We start from the raw sequence: 16,596 nt of genomic DNA on the forward strand, positions 1-16,596 counted from the left end.
CCTTCCGGTTTCGCCGCCGAACGCTTCGGGCGGGCGCCCGACGTCCAGGACGTCGGGCGCCCGCCCGCCGTTTCCACCGAGGTCTCGCGTCGGACGGGCCCGGCTCAGGGTTCGAGGTCGAACTCCCCGTCACGGACCCCGAGGACGAAGGCCCGCCACTCCGCGGCGGTGTAGCGCAGCACGGTGTCGGGATCCTTGGAGTTGCGCATGGCCACGGCGCCGCCCGGCAGGTGCGCGATCTCCACCCTCTCGTCCTCCGGACCGCCGGGCGCGCTCTCCCACGCGGCGTCGGAGATGTCCATCGCGTACAGCTCGTCCTTCTCCTGCTGAGTCCCCATCAATGTCCTTCCTCGACGACCGCGGCGACGGGGCGTGTTCCCGCACCGCACCGTGCGCGGCTCTGTGGCGGCGACGGTGAACCGAGGACCACGGCGAAGCGCTCCGCGTCTCATGGATTCCCACGCAAGATAACAGCCCGGTCGGCGCCTCGAAGGGCGTCCGCGCGACCTCCGATCCATCGAGGGACGCCCCGTTCGGGACGGTTCGCACGGACACCGGCCGCCGCCGGCGAAAACGAGGTGCCTCGACGGGCACCGGTCGGGTAGCGTGCGGGGCATGTCGAGTCCTGAGTCGGACACGGTGGGGGCTTTCGGTCACGCCGTCAGCCCCCTGAACCACTGAGCTCACAGCCCTGTCGTCGCGCCACGTTCCGTGGTGGGACGCGTGTGCCCTGGGGCTGGCCGCGGTGACGAGATGACCCTCTCGTGCCTCTCCTCACCTCGGAGCCACTCGATGCCTCTTCCGCTGTACCTGCTTGCCATGGCGGTCTTCGCCATGGGCACCTCGGAGTTCATGCTCGCCGGCCTCCTGCCGGACATCGCCTCGGATCTCGACGTCACCGTCGGGACGGCGGGCTTGCTCACCTCGGCCTTCGCGATCGGCATGATCGTCGGCGCTCCCCTGGTGGCCGCACTGTCCCGCAACTGGCCCAGGCGCTCCGGCCTCCTCGGGTTCGTTCTCGTCTTCGCGACGGCTCACGCCGTGGGTGCCGTCACCACGAGCTTCCCGGTCCTGTTCACCACCCGGATCGTCGCCGCGCTCGCGAACGCGGGGTTCCTCGCCGTCGCGCTGACGGCCGCCGCCGCGCTGGTTCCGCCCGACAGGAAGGGACGCGCGCTGGCCGTGCTGCTGTCCGGCACGACGGTGGCCACGGTCGCCGGTGTCCCCGGCGGGGCGGTGCTCGGCACGTTGCTCGGCTGGCGGGCCACGTTCTGGGCCGTCGCCGCCCTCTGTCTGCCCGCGGCCCTCGGCATCCTGAGGGGGATCCCGGAAGGACGCGAGAAGGGGAAGGCGACCGGCGGGCCGGTCCTGCGGGCGGAACTCGCCCAACTCGCGAGGCCGCGGTTGGCCCTGGTGATGGTGCTCGGCGCGCTGGTGAACGCGGCGACGTTCGGGAGTTTCACCTTCCTCGCCCCCGTGGTGACCGACACCGCCGGACTGGGCGAGCTGTGGATTTCCGTCGTTCTGGTGCTCTTCGGCGCCGGTTCCTTCGTCGGTGTCACCGTCGCCGGCCGGCTGTCCGACCAACGTCCCGGTTCGGTCATCGCGATCGGTGGTCCGCTGCTGCTCGTCGGCTGGCCGGCCCTGGCGGTGCTGGCCGACGAGCCGGCCGCCCTGTTCGCCCTGGTGTTCGTGCAGGGCGCGCTGTCGTTCGCGCTGGGCAGCACACTGATCACGCGGGTCCTCTACGAGGCCGCTGGAGCCCCCACCATGGCCGGGTCGTACGCGACCGCGGCACTCAACGTCGGCGCCGCCGTCGGCCCCCTCGTCGCCGCGACCACCCTCACCACCGCGGCCGGGAACCTCGGACCGCTGTGGGTGAGCGGCCTGCTCGTCGCGATCACACTGCTCATCGCGTTCCCCCTCCGTACCGTGGTCGCGGCCGGCCGAAGCGCCGAGGCGCTCCGGCAAGACGTGCGGACGCCCTGGTGAACGCCCCGGCGAGCGCCCCGGTGAACGCGGCCGCCGGGGCGCCCCCACCGGTCTCGCGCCTCCGCACGACACCACCGACCCTCCCGGACGGCACTCCTAGCGCGCCGGCAGCCAGCCGACCTGCACCAGCGGGTTGCCGCGCTTCCGGGAGACGAAGTGGCCCCGGCCCGGCGGCATCGGTCGACCACGGACGTTGCCGAGGAGTTCGCCCTCGCCGGGGTCGGAGGAGAGGACCACACCCTGGGCGCCGAGCTCCTTCATGCGCTGCATGAACGGTTCGTAGGAGGCGCGGGAGGCACCGGCGGAGTTGCGGGCGATGATGAAGCAGACGCCGATGTCCCGGGCGAAGGGCAGGTGCTCGGTGAGCATCGCCAACGGGTTGCCGCTGGAGGTGGAGACCAGCTCGTAGTCGTCGATGACGATGAACATCTTCGGCCCGTTCCACCAACTGCGATCGCGCAGCTGCTGGGGGGTGACGTCCTCCGGCGGGGTGCGCTTCTCCATCAGGTCCTTCATCGCGGCCATGTGCGTGTCCATGGCGTTGGACATGGCGGCGTACACGATGAGGTGCGAGTCGGGGATGTTGCTCAGCAGGGAGCGCCGGTAGTCGGCGACGACGATGCGCGCCTCGTCGGGCGTGTACCGCTCGCAGATCTGCTTGGCCAGCAGGCGCAACAGGGCCGTCTTGCCCGACTCGCTCTCGCCGAAGACGAGGAAGAACGGGTCGGTCTCGAAGTCGACGAAGACCGGCTGCAGGGTGTTCTCGTCGATGCCGAAGGCGACACCGTACCGCGGGTGGTCGCTCCCCTTGGGGAGCCGGTCGGCGGGCAGTTCGCGCGGCAGCAGCCGGACCGGTGGGGCCGACGGCCCCTGCCAGGCCCGCGCCACCGCGTCGTTCAGCGCCGCGGTGGCGTCGGAGAGCTCCTCGTCGGAGGAGACGCCGTCGATGCGGGGCACCGCGGCCATGAAGTGCAGCTTCTCCGGGGTCTGACCGCGTCCGGGGACGCCGGAGGGGACGTTCGCGGCGACCTTGCGGTCGAACTCCGAGTCCATGGTGTCGCCCAGCCGCAGCTCCAGCCGGTTCAGCAACTGGTCCTTCAGCGCCGGGCGCACCTCCATGTAGCGGGAGGCCGTCACCACGACGTGGACGCCGTAGCCCAGGCCGCGGGAGGCGATGTCGGTGACGACGGCCTCCAGCATCTCGTACTCCTGCTTGAAGGCGCCCCAGCCGTCGACGAGCAGGAACACGTCACCCCACGGCTGGTCGACGATCTCCCCCCGGGCCCGGCGGCGCCGGAAGGTGGCGATGGAGTCGACGCCGTTCGCGCGGAAGTACTCCTCGCGCTGGTTGAGCACGCCGGCGACCTCCGCCACGGTCCGCCGCACCCGCTCCGGGTCCAGCCGGGAGGCGACGCCGCCCACGTGCGGCAGACCCGTCACGGCCGACAGGCCGCCGCCACCGAAGTCCAGGCCGTAGAACTGGACCTCCTGCGGGGTGTGGGTGAGCGCGAAGGACGCGACGAGGGTGCGCAGCAGGGTGGACTTGCCCGACTGCGGGCCCCCGACGACCAGCATGTGGCCCGCGGCACCGGAGAAGTCGCGCACCAGCACCTCGCGCCGTTGCTCGAACGGCTTGTCCACCAGCCCCAGCGGCACCGTGAGCCGGCCCGCGTGCGGGCAGTCGGGCCGGGCCAGGCCGCGGCCGGAGACGCTCGTCAGGCCGGGCAGCAGCTCGTCCAGCGGCGACGCCTGGTCCAGCGGCGGCAGCCACACCTGGTGGGCGGCCGGACCCTGGTTCTCCAGGCGTCGTACGACGACGTCCAGAACGGTGTCGGCCAGCGCGTCGTCGTCCGCCGGGGCGGGCACGGGAGCCGGGGCGGGCTCGGCGCGGCGCGGCGCGGGCACCGGCACCGGCCTGGCGGTGAAGAGCACCGGTCGACGTTCGACGGGCAGCGGCCCCCCGGCGGCCGCGTCGCCGGAGGAGGTCCCGGATCGGTAGGTGCCCGAGACGTAGGCGGCCTTGAAACGGACCATCTCGTCGGTGCCGAACTTCAGGTAACCCGAACCGGGCACCGACGGCAGGTGGTACGCGTCCGGCACGCCGAGCGCGGCGCGCGACTCGGCGGCCGAGAAGGTGCGCAGACCGATCCGGTACGACAGGTACGTCTCCAGACCGCGCAGCCGGCCCTCCTCCAGGCGCTGCGAGGCCAGCAGCAGGTGCACGCCCAGCGAACGGCCGATGCGGCCGATCTGGATGAACATGTCGATGAAGTCGGGCTTGGCCGTCAACAGCTCGCTGAACTCGTCGATGACCAGGACCAGCGAGGGCAGTGGGATCAGCGGGGCGCCGGCCGCCCGCGCCCGTTCGTAGTCGTGGATGTTGGCGTAGTTGCCGGCGTCGCGCAGCAACTCCTGACGGCGGTTGAGTTCGCCGCGGATGGAGTCGCCCATGCGGTCGACCAGCGACAGGTCGTCGGCCAGGTTGGTGATGACGGCCGCCACGTGCGGCATCTGCGACATCCCGGCGAAGGTCGCGCCGCCCTTGAAGTCCGCCAGGACGAAGTTGAGCGTCTCCGAGGAGTGTGTGACCGCCAGGCCCAGCACGAGGGTGCGCAGCAGCTCCGACTTGCCGGAACCGGTCGCGCCGACGCACAGGCCGTGCGGGCCCATGCCGTCCTGCGCCGCCTCCTTCAGGTCCAGCATGACCGGCTGTCCGTCCTCGCCCACCCCGATCGGGACGCGCAGCCGCTCGGCCGTCGAACGCGGCCGCCAGGTGCGCCGCACGTCCACCGAGGCGGCGTCACCCAGGTTCAGCAGGTCGGTGAACTCCAGGTTGGCCAACAGCGGTTCGTCGTCGTCGCCACCGGTCCCCATGCGCAGCGGGGCGAGCTGGCGGGCCAGCGCCTCGGCGGCCTCGGGGGAGAGGAAGTCCGGCCGCCCCTCGTACACCGCGCCGCGCGCCGACTCCAGTCGCAGCTCGTCGGGGCGCACGACCACCGAGAGGCCGCCGCGCGGGCTGCCGATGTCACCGGGGACGACCTCCACGACCGTGACGCCCTGCAGTCCCTCGGCGGAGGCCAGCATCGAGTTCGGGGGCACCGCGGCGCCACCGTCCAGTACGACCACCACGTGCGGCTGGTCCAGCAGCGGCTGCCCGGCGGAGTTGAAGCGGGGTCGGCCCTCCAACTTCGCGCCCAGCAGGTGCTCCAGCTCCGCCGGGTCGCCCGCGATCAGCCGTCCGCTGCCCGCGCCGTCGGTGACGCCGGCGGCCTGGGCGTGGGGCAGCCACTTGGCCCATTCCCAACGTTCGGCGCCCTCCCGCCCGGTCGCGATGCCCAGCACCAGGTCGTCGGGGGAGTGCAGGGAGACCAGGGAGGCGACCATCGCGCGGACCGCGCCGTGCACCGACTCCGGGTCGCCACTGACCGTCAGGTGGTAGAAGGCCCGCAGGGAGACGGCCATCGGCAGTCCCCCGACGGTGTCGTGGGTCTGCAGGAACTGGTGCATCGCGCCCGCCGTCAGGGGCTCCAGCTCGTCCACCGGCGCCGTCTCCGGAGCCACCAGCGGGGTGGCGAGCCGCTGGTCGCCCAGACCGACGCGCACGTGCACGAAGTCGTCGTCGCTCGCGCGCCGCTCCCAGATCCGGCTGCCTTCGGCCACCAGGGCCCACAACTGGTCCGGCGAGGGGTGCAGGTAGTACTGCGCGTCCCGCTGCATCCGCGCCGTCCTGCGGACCCTGCGCCGGGTCTGCGCCAGGTACTTGAGGTAGTCCCGGCGCAGCTGCGCCATCTCGCCCTGGGTGCCCCGCCGGAACCGCACGATGGTGGCGATCAGCATGGCGATCGTGGACGCGACCATGATCATGCCCATGATGCGCATGAAGGGGTGCGCGTTCGGCATGAAGAAGAAGACGACCGAACCACCCATGCCGAGCATCGGCAGGAGCTGGAACAGCACGCCCTCCTGCTGTCCGCGCGGGAGTTCGGGGGGCGGTTCCAACCTCAGATCCTCGTTGGGCACGCCGGGCGGCAGCACCCGCGGCGGACGCTTGACGACGATCTGGCTCACGGAAGCATCAATCCCTCGGGCAGAACGGGACGGTGTTCCTGCCGACGCCCCCGTGGCGACGGACCCCGTCCGCGCGGGGCGATCCTACTGGCAGTGCGCGATGGCGGAGGGCGGTAGGGTGGCGCGCGACATATGCGCAGCGTGAGCGGCCGGCCGGCGGTGGGGAGCCGCGGGGGAACACGGGATTCCCATGGCGGAACCGTGCGCATCGTGTGAAGCCAGTGAGAGCCAGTGAGCAGCCCACGAGGGGGAACTCAAGGTGAGTACGACTGCATCGGCAGCCGCCACCGGTTTCTGCCGGGTCACCATCGTCGCGCCCGACAGCCGCATCGATGTCGCACTCCCCGAGGACGTCCCGGTCGCCGACCTCCACCCCGAGATCCTCCGCCTCAGCGGCCAGACCCCCGCCGAGGGCGCCCCCGTCGGCTACCACCTGGTGCGCCGTGACGGCAGCGTGCTGGACGGATCGCGTTCCTTCGGCGCCCAGCGCGTCCTGGACGGCGAGGTCCTCGGCCTCCGCCCGTTCTCCGAGTCGCTGCCGCCGGCCGTCTTCGACGACGTCTCCGACGCGGTCGCCTCCGCGGTGAGCCGGGACCGCAGGATGTGGAGCGACGACCTGATGCGCGTCGCCGGCCTGGTCGGCGGCGTGGTGCTGCTGTCGTTGATGGCCTTCGTGCTGTGGTTCGCCGACCCGGTCCACCACGACATGCACGGCCTGCCGGGCGTCCTGGCCGCCGTGACCGGGGTGTTGCTGATCGCCTTCGCGGTGGTGCGCGCCCGGGTCTACGACGACCGCCCCGCCGCGGTCGCGCTCGGACTCGCCGCCCTGCCGCACGTGATGATCGCCGGGTCCGGACTGCTGCCGCTCCAGGACGGTGCCGGCGTCGGCAGGTTGCAGTTCCTGTTGGGGTGCGTGGCCGTCCTGGTCGCCTCGGCGGCCCTGATCGCCGCCACTCCCAGTGGAGACGGCCCGTTCGTCGCCGCCGCCTTCGCCGCGACCGTGGGCACCCTCGTCACCTTCGTCGCCGTCCTCACCGAACTGCGTCCGGTGGAGGCCGCGGCCGTGTGCGTGCCGGTCGCCGTCGGCGTCATCGCCTTCCTCCCCGGACTGTCCGCCCGCTTCGCGCGGCTGCCCGTCGGCTACCACCCGCCCCACACCGGCACCATGCGGTACGACGAGGACCCGGACGCCGCCCCCGACACCGCCGGCCCCGTCGACGCCGACCGTGTCGCCGCCCAGGCCCGCCGCGGGCACGAGATGCTCCTCGGCCTGGTCGGCGGCTGCGCGGCCGTCGCCGTCGGCGCGGCCGCCGTCCTGGGGTTCTCCGACTCCGGCTGGGGCCAACTCCTCGCCCTGGCCACCGGGCTCGGCCTGCTGACGCGCGCCCGCCTCTTCCGCTACACCGCCCAGGTGACCTGCGCGCTGGCCGCCGGTCTGGTCTCGCTGGCCCTGCTCGCCCTCGGCCTGGCCCTCGACCCGCCCGCCGACCTGGTGCAGAAGCTGCTGGCGGGAGACGCCGGCGCCCTGGACCTGCGGACGATCTGGCTGTCGGCAGCCCTCGCCGTCGCCGCGGCCCTGCTCACGGCCATCGGACTGGTCGTGCCGCGGCGCGGTGTCACCCCCTTCTGGGGGCGCTTCCTCGACATCGCCGAGGGCTTCGTCCTGCTGACCCTGGTCCCGCTCTGCCTGGCCGTGCTGGACGCGTACTCGGCCGCCCGGAGCATGACGAGCTGACGGTCCCGCCCGTCCGCCGGGCCGGCCGATCACCGCGCCGGTGGACGCGACCGGTGGTGATCGGGCCGTCGCGCGGCTGGTAGGCTGGTCCGCGGCCGTTTGCGTACGCGTCTCCGGGAGCCCTGGAGACAGCGCCCAGCGAGCCCCGCCTCCCGAGTCCCGGAAGATTCCCTGCGCGTCCGACCAGGGGCACTCGGTGGCCTCGACGAAGAAACCCAAGGAGTATCGCGTGTCGCTCGACGCCGCTACGAAGAAGCAGATCATGGCCGAGTTCGCCACCAAGGAAGGCGACACCGGCTCCCCCGAGGTGCAGGTCGCGCTGCTCACCCGCCGCATCTCCGACCTCACCGAGCACCTGAAGACCCACAAGCACGACCACCACTCCCGCCGTGGTCTGCTGCTGCTGGTCGGCCAGCGCCGTCGCCTGCTGCAGTACCTGGCGAAGAAGGACATCCAGCGCTTCCGCGCGCTGGTGGAGCGCCTGGGTATCCGGCGCGGCGCCGCGGGCGCCCGGTAACACGCCCCGAAGGGAGCGGTTCCCACGGACGGGAACCGCTCCCTTCGCCGTACGCACGGAAAATCCGTGCCGCACGGGGCCTCACGGGAAGCGGAAGCTTTGTAGTCTGGTCCCACAACGACATAACGAACGAGGCGGAGCGCTTTCGCGTCGCCGGTCCTCGGTAGTGGCCCCCGGGCATGTGGTCCCGGGAGCTTCGATCGAAGACCGGTCCGCACGGGAAGACGCTCCACCATCAACGTCCCCGCCACCCGGGTGGGGACGAGGACGAGGAGAATTTCCTGGTGGAGAACGAGACCCACTACGCCGAGGCCGTCATCGACAACGGCTCCTTCGGCACCCGCACGATCCGCTTCGAGACCGGCCGGCTCGCCCGTCAGGCCGCCGGTTCCGCCGTGGCCTACCTGGACGACGACACCATGGTGCTGTCGGCCACCACCGCCTCGAAGCACCCGAAGGACCAGCTGGACTTCTTCCCCCTGACGGTCGACGTCGAGGAGCGGATGTACGCCGCGGGCAAGGTCCCCGGCTCCTTCTTCCGCCGTGAGGGCCGCCCCAGCGAGGACGCGATCCTCACCTGCCGGCTGATCGACCGCCCGCTGCGCCCCTCCTTCAAGAAGGGCCTGCGCAACGAGATCCAGATCGTCGAGACGATCATGGCGCTCAACCCCGAGCACCTGTACGACGTCGTCGCGATCAACGCCGCGTCCTGCTCCACGCAGCTGGCCGGCCTGCCCTTCTCCGGCCCGATCGGCGGCACCCGCGTGGCCCTGATCCGCGGCCAGTGGGTGGCCTTCCCCACCCACAGCGAGCTGGAGGAGGCCGTCTTCGACATGGTCGTCGCCGGCCGTGTTCTGCCCGACGGCGACGTCGCGATCATGATGGTCGAGGCCGAGGCGACCGAGAAGACCGTCGAGCTGGTCAAGGGCGGCGCCGAGGCGCCGACCGAGGAGGTCGTGGCCGCCGGTCTGGAGGCCGCCAAGCCCTTCATCAAGGCGCTGTGCAAGGCCCAGTCCGACCTGGCCGCCAAGGCCGCCAAGCCGGTCGGCGAGTTCCCGATCTTCCTGGACTACCAGGACGACGTGTACGAGGCGCTGGAGCAGGCCGTCCGCGACGAGCTGGCCCAGGCCCTCACCATCGCCGCCAAGCAGGAGCGCGAGAGCGAGCTGGACCGCGTCAAGGCGCTGGCCGCCGAGAAGCTGCTGCCGCAGTTCGAGGGGCGCGAGAAGGAGATCTCCGCGGCGTACCGCTCGCTGACCAAGGCCCTGGTCCGCGAGCGCGTCATCAAGGAGAAGAAGCGCATCGACGGCCGCGGTCTCACCGAGATCCGCACCCTGGCCGCCGAGGTCGAGGCGATCCCGCGGGTGCACGGCTCGGCGCTGTTCGAGCGCGGCGAGACCCAGATCCTGGGTGTCACCACCCTCAACATGCTCCGCATGGAGCAGCAGCTCGACACCCTCTCGCCGGTGACGCGCAAGCGCTACATGCACCACTACAACTTCCCGCCGTACTCCACCGGTGAGACCGGCCGCGTCGGCTCCCCCAAGCGCCGCGAGATCGGCCACGGCGCGCTGGCCGAGCGGGCCATCGTCCCGGTGCTGCCCAGCCGCGAGGAGTTCCCCTACGCCATCCGCCAGGTCTCCGAGGCGCTGGGCTCCAACGGTTCGACGTCCATGGGTTCGGTCTGCGCCTCCACCATGTCGCTGCTGAACGCCGGCGTGCCGCTCAAGGCCCCGGTCGCCGGCATCGCCATGGGGCTGATCTCCCAGGAGATCGAGGGCGAGACCCACTACGTCACCCTCACCGACATCCTCGGTGCGGAGGACGCCTTCGGCGACATGGACTTCAAGGTCGCCGGCACCCGCCAGTTCGTCACCGCCCTCCAGCTCGACACCAAGCTGGACGGCATCCCGGCCTCCGTGCTCGCCGCGGCCCTCAAGCAGGCCCGCGACGCCCGTCTGCACATCCTGGACGTGATGAGCGAGGCCATCGACGTCCCGGACGAGATGTCCCCCAACGCGCCGCGGATCATCACCGTGAAGATCCCGGTGGACAAGATCGGCGAGGTCATCGGCCCCAAGGGCAAGATGATCAACCAGATCCAGGAGGACACCGGCGCCGACATCACCATCGAGGACGACGGCACCATCTACATCGGGGCCGCCGACGGACCGGCCGCCGAGGCCGCCCGCGCCACCATCAACGGCATCGCCAACCCGACGATGCCCGAGGTCGGCGAGCGCTACCTGGGCACGGTCGTGAAGACCACCACCTTCGGCGCCTTCGTCTCGCTCCTCCCGGGCAAGGACGGCCTGCTGCACATCTCGCAGATCCGCAAGCTCGCCGGCGGCAAGCGTGTGGAGAACGTCGAGGACGTGCTCGGAGTCGGCCAGAAGGTCCAGGTCGAGATCGCCGAGATCGACCAGCGCGGCAAGCTGTCGCTGATCCCGGTCCTGGACGAGGAAGACGGCAAGGACAGCGCCGAGAGCGCCGACGCGAAGGACACCGCGACCAAGTGACGCGCACGCCCCGTACGACGGCCCGCCCCACCTCCCCGGTGGGGCGGGCCGTCGCCCATGCCCACTCCGCCCGCTCCCCGCTCCCGCCCGCCGCTCACCGGGGACCCGGCGTCCCCGCCGCGGCCGGGGGTGCTCCGGGAGCCGTCCGCAAGACCGTGCTCCCCGGCGGGCTGCGCGTGGTCACCCAGTCCGTGCCGGACGTCCGCTCCGCGACCTTCGGCATCTGGGCGCGGGTCGGCTCCCGCGACGAGACGCCCGCCCTGGGCGGTGCCACCCACTATCTGGAACACCTGCTCTTCAAGGGCACCAAGCGCCGCAGCGCCCTGGACATCTCCGCGGAGATCGACGCGGTCGGCGGCGAGATGAACGCCTTCACGGCGAAGGAGTTCACCTGCTACTACGCCCGGGTCCTGGACACCGACCTGCCGCTGGCGATCGACGTCGTCTGCGACATGCTCACCGGCTCGCTGATCCGCTCCGAGGACGTCGAGGCCGAGCGCGGCGTCGTCCTGGAGGAGATCGCCATGACCGAGGACGACCCCGGCGACTGCGTCCACGACCTGTTCGCCAAGACCATGCTCGGCGACTCCCCGCTGGGCCGCCCGGTCCTGGGCACCAACGAGACGGTCAACGCCCTGACCCGTGACCGCATCGCCCGCTTCTACCGCCGGCACTACGACCCCACCCACCTGGTGGTCGCCGCCGCGGGCAACCTCGACCACGACACGGTCGTGCGCCAGGTGAGAGAGGCGTTCGAACAGGCCGGCGCGCCGGCGGACACCGACGCCGAGCCCGTCGGCCCTCGCACCGGAAGCCGCCGCATCCGCACGGCCGGACGCGTGGACCTGCTGGGCCGCGACACCGAACAGGCCCACGTGGTCCTGGGCGTGCCGGGGCTCTCCCGCACCGACGAGCGCCGCTGGGCGCTCGAGGTGCTCAGCGCGGCCCTGGGCGGCGGCATGAGTTCGCGGCTGTTCCAGGAGGTCCGGGAGAAGCGCGGCCTGGCCTACAGCGTCTACTCCTACACCTCCGGCTTCGCCGACTGCGGTCTGTTCGGCGTCTACGTGGGCTGCCGGCCGAACCTGGTCCACGACGTGCTCAAGATCTGCCGCGACGAGATCGACCACGTCGCCGAGCACGGACTGGACGACGAGGAGATGCGACGTGCCGTCGGGCAGCTCGCCGGCTCCACGGTCCTGGGCCTGGAGGACACCGGCGCCCTGATGAACCACATCGGCAAGGGCGAGCTGTGCTGGGGCGAGCAGCTGTCGGTCGACGACATGCTCGCGAGGATCTCCGCCGTCACCCCCGACGACGTCCGCTCGGTGGCCCGCGAGATCCTGGGACAGCGGCCCTCGCTGTCGGTCATCGGACCGCTGACCGACCGGCAGAGCGCCCGTCTGGACGAAGCCGTCGCCTGATCCGGCCCGCCCCCGCCCGGCGGGGGCGCCGCAGGAGACGCACCCGCCCCGTGCCCGCACCCGTGGCGGTGCCCGCGACTCGTGAAGGAAGTACGCACATGAGCAGGATCCGCGTAGCAGTCCTCGGCGCCAAGGGCCGGATCGGCTCCGAGGCCGTGCGCGCCGTGGAGGGCGCCGAGGACATGGAGCTCGTCGCCGCCCTCGACCGCAAGGACGGTCTGGAGACGCTCACCGAGGCCGGCGCCCAGGTCGCGGTGGACCTGACCCACCCCGACGCGGTGATGGGCAACCTGGAGTACTGCGTCGACCACGGCATCCACGGCGTCATCGGTACCACCGGCTGGACCGACGAGCGCTTCGAGCGACTCCGCCGCCGGTTGGACGCCTCGCCGAGTACCGGGGTGCTGGTCGCGCCGAACTTCTCCATCGGCGCCGTCCTCACCATGCGCTTCGCGCAGCAGGCCGCCCGGTTCTTCGAGTCCGTCGAGGTCGTCGAGTTCCACCACCCGAACAAGGCGGACGCCCCCTCCGGCACCGCCACCCGCACCGCCCGGCTCATCGCCGCCGCCCGCGCCGAGGCCGGCTGCCCCCCGCAGCCGGACGCCACCACCTCCGCCCTCGACGGCGCGCGTGGCGCCGAGGTGGACGGGATTCCGGTGCACGCGGTGCGCCTGCGGGGTCTGCTGGCCCACCAGGAGGTGCTGCTCGGCGACACCGGCGAGACCCTCACCATCCGCCACGACTCGCTGCACCACAGCTGCTTCATGCCGGGCATCCTGCTGGGCGTGCGCCGGGTGGTGGAGACCCCCGGCCTCACCGTGGGGTTGGAGAACTTCCTGGATCTGGACTGAGGACCGTGGGCGGAAAGATCACCTACGCCTTTCTCGCCACCGCGCTGGTCGTCGTCTTCGCGGTGGTGGCGCTGGAGGGCGTCCTACTGCTGCGCTCGGGCGAGCCCGCGGCGATGGGGATGGGGGCCGTGGCCTTCGTGCTGCCCTGCGTCGGCGCCTGGTTCCTCTGGCACAACACCCGTTTCGCCCGGGACGCGGGCCGGCTGGCGCGGGAGCTGGAGGCGGAGGGCGGACTGCCGCAGGACGAGCCGGAGCGGACGCCGGGCGGCCGGGTGGACCGCGCGTCGGCCGACGAGGTCTTCGCCCGGCGCAAGGCGGAGGCGGAGGCGGCACCGGACGACTGGCGCTGCTGGTTCCGGCTGGCCGTCGCGTACCACGACGCCAGGGACACCCCGCGAGCCCGCAGGGCGATGCAGCGCGCCATCGCCCTGCACGACGGCCGGCCCGTCCGGAACGACGTCCGCTGAAGCGGTGCCCCGACGGCCCCCGGGCCCGGTCGCGGCACCCGCCGCCGGCCACGGACATCGCCCGCCGCCCCACCGGGGGGCCGCGGGCGATGTCGGGGAGCGATGGCGGACGGCTACGGGTGGCGGTACTCCGCCGCCCAGGCCTCCACCACGTCCGCGGCCCGGTCGAAGGCCTCGGGACGTGCCAGGAAGTCGGCGTTGTGATCGGTCAGGACCGTCCGCGGGGACTCGCCCCCGCGCGGTTCGACGAGGAGCGCCTGGCCCTGCACGGTGCGCGGCATGCCCAGCCACCTCACCGGCTGCTGCGCGGTCCGCACTGCCGTGACGTTTCGCCACGCCGATGTAGCCGTTCTGAACAGTGAGACCTGCCGTATTCCGTGGGAGCTGACCCACACCCCCATGCGCAGCAGTCGCAGCGCGTAGGCGATCACCAGTACCGACGCGACCAGGCACACACCCGCCTCCGCCAACGTGCCCGCCATGGCGATGATCAGGGTGGACATCAACAGGTAGGAGGCGATCAGCAGCGACAGCGCGGCCACGGCGACACGCCACGGACCGGGGCGGTACGGACGCCGCCACCGTTCGCGCTCCTCGTACGGCAGCGGTGCGTCCGAGGGAGCGGCGTCCGGCTCGCCGTCGGCCGTCAGGAAGTGCAGGGGCACGGGATCCTCGCTCACAGGCACGTTCGTGGGGTCTGTGAGCGAGGAGATTATCAGCGGCCCTCGGCCGCGGTGGGTCCGCTCGGCCCGTCGTCCGGGGTGTGTGGCGTCTCCAGGGCGGGCATTCCCAGCAGCAGGGCCCCGACCAACCCGGCCACCACGACCAGGCCCCACAACACGCGGCCGGCTGTCCGCGCCCCCGTCGGAGGTGTGCGCGGGGGCGTGACGTTGCTGCGGAACCGATCGGACTCGGCGGTGAAGGCGAAGGGCACGGGCTCCTCGCGACGGACCATGTGGCTCGGACTCCTCGGACGGCGATCTTCGGTGTCACGGGAGGAACGTCCGTAGCTTCGCCAAAGTGCCCGTTTTCGGTGTTGGACGGGGAGAACCGCCGGACGCGACGGCCGCGGCCCGCGGGGGTGCCGTCGGACCGGCGTCGGGTCGGCGGCACGGCCCCGTAGGCTGTTCGCCGCCCACGAGTGACGCGATCGGAAGGAACCCAGGTGCCCGACCCCTCCACCCCCCGTTTCCGCAGCGACATGACCGTCGAACTGGTCAAGCACGCCGCCGCAGACACCGACGTGCTGTGGGCGGCACGGGTCTCCACGGCGGGCGAGCAGTCCCTGGACGAGTTGGAGAAGGACCCGGAGCGCTCCAAGGGGCTGATCAACTATCTGATGCGCGACCGGCACGGCAGTCCGTTCGAGCACAACTCGATGACCTTCTTCATCAGCGCGCCGCTGTTCGTCTTCCGGGAGTTCCACCGCCACCGGGTGGGGTGGAGCTACAACGAGGAGTCCGGTCGCTACCGGGAGCTGGAACCCGTCTTCTACCTCCCCGGCCCGGACCGCGAGCTGGTGCAGGAGGGGCGCCCCGGCAAGTACCGGTTCGTCTCGGGCACCGAGAAGCAGCACCGGACGGTCACCGAGACGCTGGAGGAGTCCTACCGCCGCTCCTACGAGGCGTACCGGGAGATGCTGGCCGCCGGCATCGCCCGCGAGGTGGCCCGCGCCGCCCTGCCGGTGGGCCTGTACTCGTCGATGTACGCGACCTGCAACGCCCGCTCGCTGATGCACTTCCTGGGGCTGCGGACCCGGCACGAGCTGGCGAAGGTGCCCTCCTTCCCGCAGCGCGAGATCGAGATGGTCGCCGAGCGGATGGAGGAGCACTGGGCGCGGCTCATGCCCCTGACCCACGCGGCGTTCAACGCCAACGGACGGGTGGCGCCGTAGGCGTTCCGGCGGACGGTCGACCGCGCGAACGGTGTCCGTATTGCGGCTTTTGTAGATGTTCGTTTAGGCTCTTTTCACGGACCCGACACTGTCTGAACCCCCGAGCGGACAGTGTCGGGCTCCACAACAGGCCTCCCGAGGGAGCATCGCACCACAGGCTGCGAGTAGCGTGGGACCCATGGCTCCGACCTCCACACCGCAGACGCCCTTCGGGCGGGTCCTGACCGCGATGGTCACGCCGTTCACCGCGGACGGTGAACTCGACCTCGACGGCGCGCAGCGGCTCGCCGCCCACCTGGTGGACGCCGGCAACGACGGCCTGATCGTCAACGGCACCACCGGCGAGTCCCCGACCACCGGCGACGAGGAGAAATCCCGGCTGGTGCGGGCCGTGGTCGAGGCGGTCGGCGACCGGGCCCACGTCGTCGCAGGAGCCAGCACCAACGACACCCGGCACAGTGTGGAGTTGGCTCGCGCCGCCGAGCGGGCGGGCGCCCACGGTCTGCTGGCCGTCACGCCGTACTACAGCAAGCCCCCGCAGGAGGGCCTGTACCGGCACTTCACCGCGATCGCCGACGCCACCGACCTGCCGGTGATGCTCTACGACATCCCCGGCCGCAGCGGCGTCCCGATCAACACCGAGACCATCGTCCGGCTGGCCGAGCACCCCCGGATCGTCGCGAACAAGGACGCCAAGGGCGACCTGGGCCGCGCGAGCTGGGCCATCGCCGCCAGCGGGCTCGCCTGGTACAGCGGCGACGACATGCTCAACCTGCCGCTGCTCTCCGTCGGCGCCGTCGGCTTCGTCTCGGTCGTCGGCCACGTGGTCGCCCCCGAACTGCGCGCGATGCTGGACGCCCACCTCAGCGGTGACGTCACCAAGGCGACGGAGATCCACCAGAAGCTGCTGCCGGTCTTCACCGGCATGTTCCGCACCCAGGGCGTGATCACCACCAAGGCGGCGCTCACCCTCCAGGGTCTGCCCGCCGGCCCCCTGCGTCTGCCGCTCGTCGAGCTGTCCCCGGAGGAGACCGACCAGCTCAAGCGCGATCTCGCGGCCGGCGGGGTACAGCTCTGACACAGGCTTCACAACTCCATACGGAACGACAACTGCAAGTGCACGACGATCGCG

Annotated in this window: 13 protein-coding genes; 9 read left to right on the forward strand and 4 right to left on the reverse strand. The window is 71.8% G+C overall.

What is annotated here, in order from left to right; translation table 11 throughout:
• Window positions 1-104 precede the first annotated feature (104 nt).
• The gene (locus F0L17_RS19645) at window positions 105-338 is read right to left on the reverse strand and encodes a DUF397 domain-containing protein (protein WP_155072086.1); all 234 of its coding nucleotides are present in this window, start codon (window positions 336-338) and stop codon (window positions 105-107) included.
• A gap of 454 nt (window positions 339-792) precedes the next feature.
• On the opposite strand from F0L17_RS19645, the gene F0L17_RS19650 reads away from it, so the two are divergent.
• Window positions 793-1,992, forward strand: a complete 1,200-nt coding sequence (locus F0L17_RS19650) for a Cmx/CmrA family chloramphenicol efflux MFS transporter (RefSeq protein ID WP_155072087.1) — start codon at window positions 793-795, stop codon at window positions 1,990-1,992.
• Window positions 1,993-2,088: 96 nt separating this feature from the next.
• Here the strand turns inward: F0L17_RS19650 and eccCa are convergent, their stop codons facing one another.
• Window positions 2,089-6,060, reverse strand: a complete 3,972-nt coding sequence (eccCa, locus tag F0L17_RS19655; protein ID WP_162466450.1) for a type VII secretion protein EccCa — start codon at window positions 6,058-6,060, stop codon at window positions 2,089-2,091.
• A gap of 259 nt (window positions 6,061-6,319) precedes the next feature.
• Here eccCa and eccD point away from each other — a divergent pair, with 259 nt between their 5' ends.
• From eccD to F0L17_RS19685, 6 genes are all read left to right on the forward strand, one after another.
• Window positions 6,320-7,795, forward strand: a complete 1,476-nt coding sequence (eccD, locus tag F0L17_RS19660) for a type VII secretion integral membrane protein EccD (RefSeq protein WP_162466451.1) — start codon at window positions 6,320-6,322, stop codon at window positions 7,793-7,795.
• A gap of 229 nt (window positions 7,796-8,024) precedes the next feature.
• Complete coding sequence (gene rpsO / locus F0L17_RS19665; RefSeq protein ID WP_162466452.1) at window positions 8,025-8,312, forward strand: 30S ribosomal protein S15; 288 nt, start codon at window positions 8,025-8,027, stop codon at window positions 8,310-8,312.
• A gap of 284 nt (window positions 8,313-8,596) precedes the next feature.
• Window positions 8,597-10,831, forward strand: coding sequence for a polyribonucleotide nucleotidyltransferase (locus tag F0L17_RS19670; protein ID WP_162466453.1), 2,235 nt, complete (start codon window positions 8,597-8,599; stop codon window positions 10,829-10,831).
• Complete coding sequence (locus F0L17_RS19675; protein WP_162466454.1) at window positions 10,828-12,252, forward strand: insulinase family protein; 1,425 nt, start codon at window positions 10,828-10,830, stop codon at window positions 12,250-12,252. The genes F0L17_RS19670 and F0L17_RS19675 overlap by 4 nt, the downstream gene beginning before the upstream one ends.
• A gap of 98 nt (window positions 12,253-12,350) precedes the next feature.
• Window positions 12,351-13,103: a 4-hydroxy-tetrahydrodipicolinate reductase gene (dapB, locus tag F0L17_RS19680; protein ID WP_155072088.1), complete on the forward strand. Its 753-nt coding sequence runs from the start codon at window positions 12,351-12,353 to the stop codon at window positions 13,101-13,103.
• 5 nt (window positions 13,104-13,108) lie between these two features.
• Entirely contained in the window at window positions 13,109-13,570 is a 462-nt protein-coding gene (locus F0L17_RS19685; RefSeq protein WP_162466455.1) for a hypothetical protein, read from the forward strand.
• 113 nt (window positions 13,571-13,683) lie between these two features.
• Here the strand turns inward: F0L17_RS19685 and F0L17_RS19690 are convergent, their stop codons facing one another.
• Together F0L17_RS19690 and F0L17_RS19695 are read right to left on the reverse strand one after the other, a co-directional pair.
• The gene (locus F0L17_RS19690; RefSeq protein ID WP_162466863.1) at window positions 13,684-14,235 is read right to left on the reverse strand and encodes a hypothetical protein; all 552 of its coding nucleotides are present in this window, start codon (window positions 14,233-14,235) and stop codon (window positions 13,684-13,686) included.
• 50 nt (window positions 14,236-14,285) lie between these two features.
• On the reverse strand, window positions 14,286-14,525 hold the full coding sequence (locus tag F0L17_RS19695) for a hypothetical protein (protein WP_155072090.1): 240 nt from the start codon (window positions 14,523-14,525) through the stop codon (window positions 14,286-14,288).
• Window positions 14,526-14,771: 246 nt separating this feature from the next.
• Here F0L17_RS19695 and thyX point away from each other — a divergent pair, with 246 nt between their 5' ends.
• Together thyX and dapA are read left to right on the forward strand one after the other, a co-directional pair.
• Window positions 14,772-15,464: an FAD-dependent thymidylate synthase gene (gene thyX, locus F0L17_RS19700; RefSeq protein WP_155073899.1), complete on the forward strand. Its 693-nt coding sequence runs from the start codon at window positions 14,772-14,774 to the stop codon at window positions 15,462-15,464.
• Window positions 15,465-15,642: 178 nt separating this feature from the next.
• A complete protein-coding gene (dapA, locus tag F0L17_RS19705; protein WP_155072091.1) occupies window positions 15,643-16,542 on the forward strand; it encodes a 4-hydroxy-tetrahydrodipicolinate synthase in 900 nt (299 codons plus the stop codon).
• Window positions 16,543-16,596: the final 54 nt, after the last annotated feature.

The sequence above is a fragment of the Streptomyces taklimakanensis genome (assembly GCF_009709575.1).
GTDB classification, from domain to species: Bacteria; Actinomycetota; Actinomycetes; order Streptomycetales; family Streptomycetaceae; genus Streptomyces; species Streptomyces taklimakanensis.

Excerpts from the sequence above, each read along its gene's own strand:
- dapA (WP_155072091.1), top strand. The coding sequence starts at position 15,643 with ATGGCTCCGACCTCCACACCGCAGACGCCCTTCGGGCGGGTCCTGACC.
- F0L17_RS19650 (WP_155072087.1), top strand. The coding sequence starts at position 793 with ATGCCTCTTCCGCTGTACCTGCTTGCCATGGCGGTCTTCGCCATGGGC.
- dapB (WP_155072088.1), top strand. The coding sequence starts at position 12,351 with ATGAGCAGGATCCGCGTAGCAGTCCTCGGCGCCAAGGGCCGGATCGGC.
- F0L17_RS19645 (WP_155072086.1), bottom strand. The coding sequence starts at position 338 with ATGGGGACTCAGCAGGAGAAGGACGAGCTGTACGCGATGGACATCTCC.
- thyX (WP_155073899.1), top strand. The coding sequence starts at position 14,772 with ATGACCGTCGAACTGGTCAAGCACGCCGCCGCAGACACCGACGTGCTG.
- F0L17_RS19695 (WP_155072090.1), bottom strand. The coding sequence starts at position 14,525 with ATGGTCCGTCGCGAGGAGCCCGTGCCCTTCGCCTTCACCGCCGAGTCC.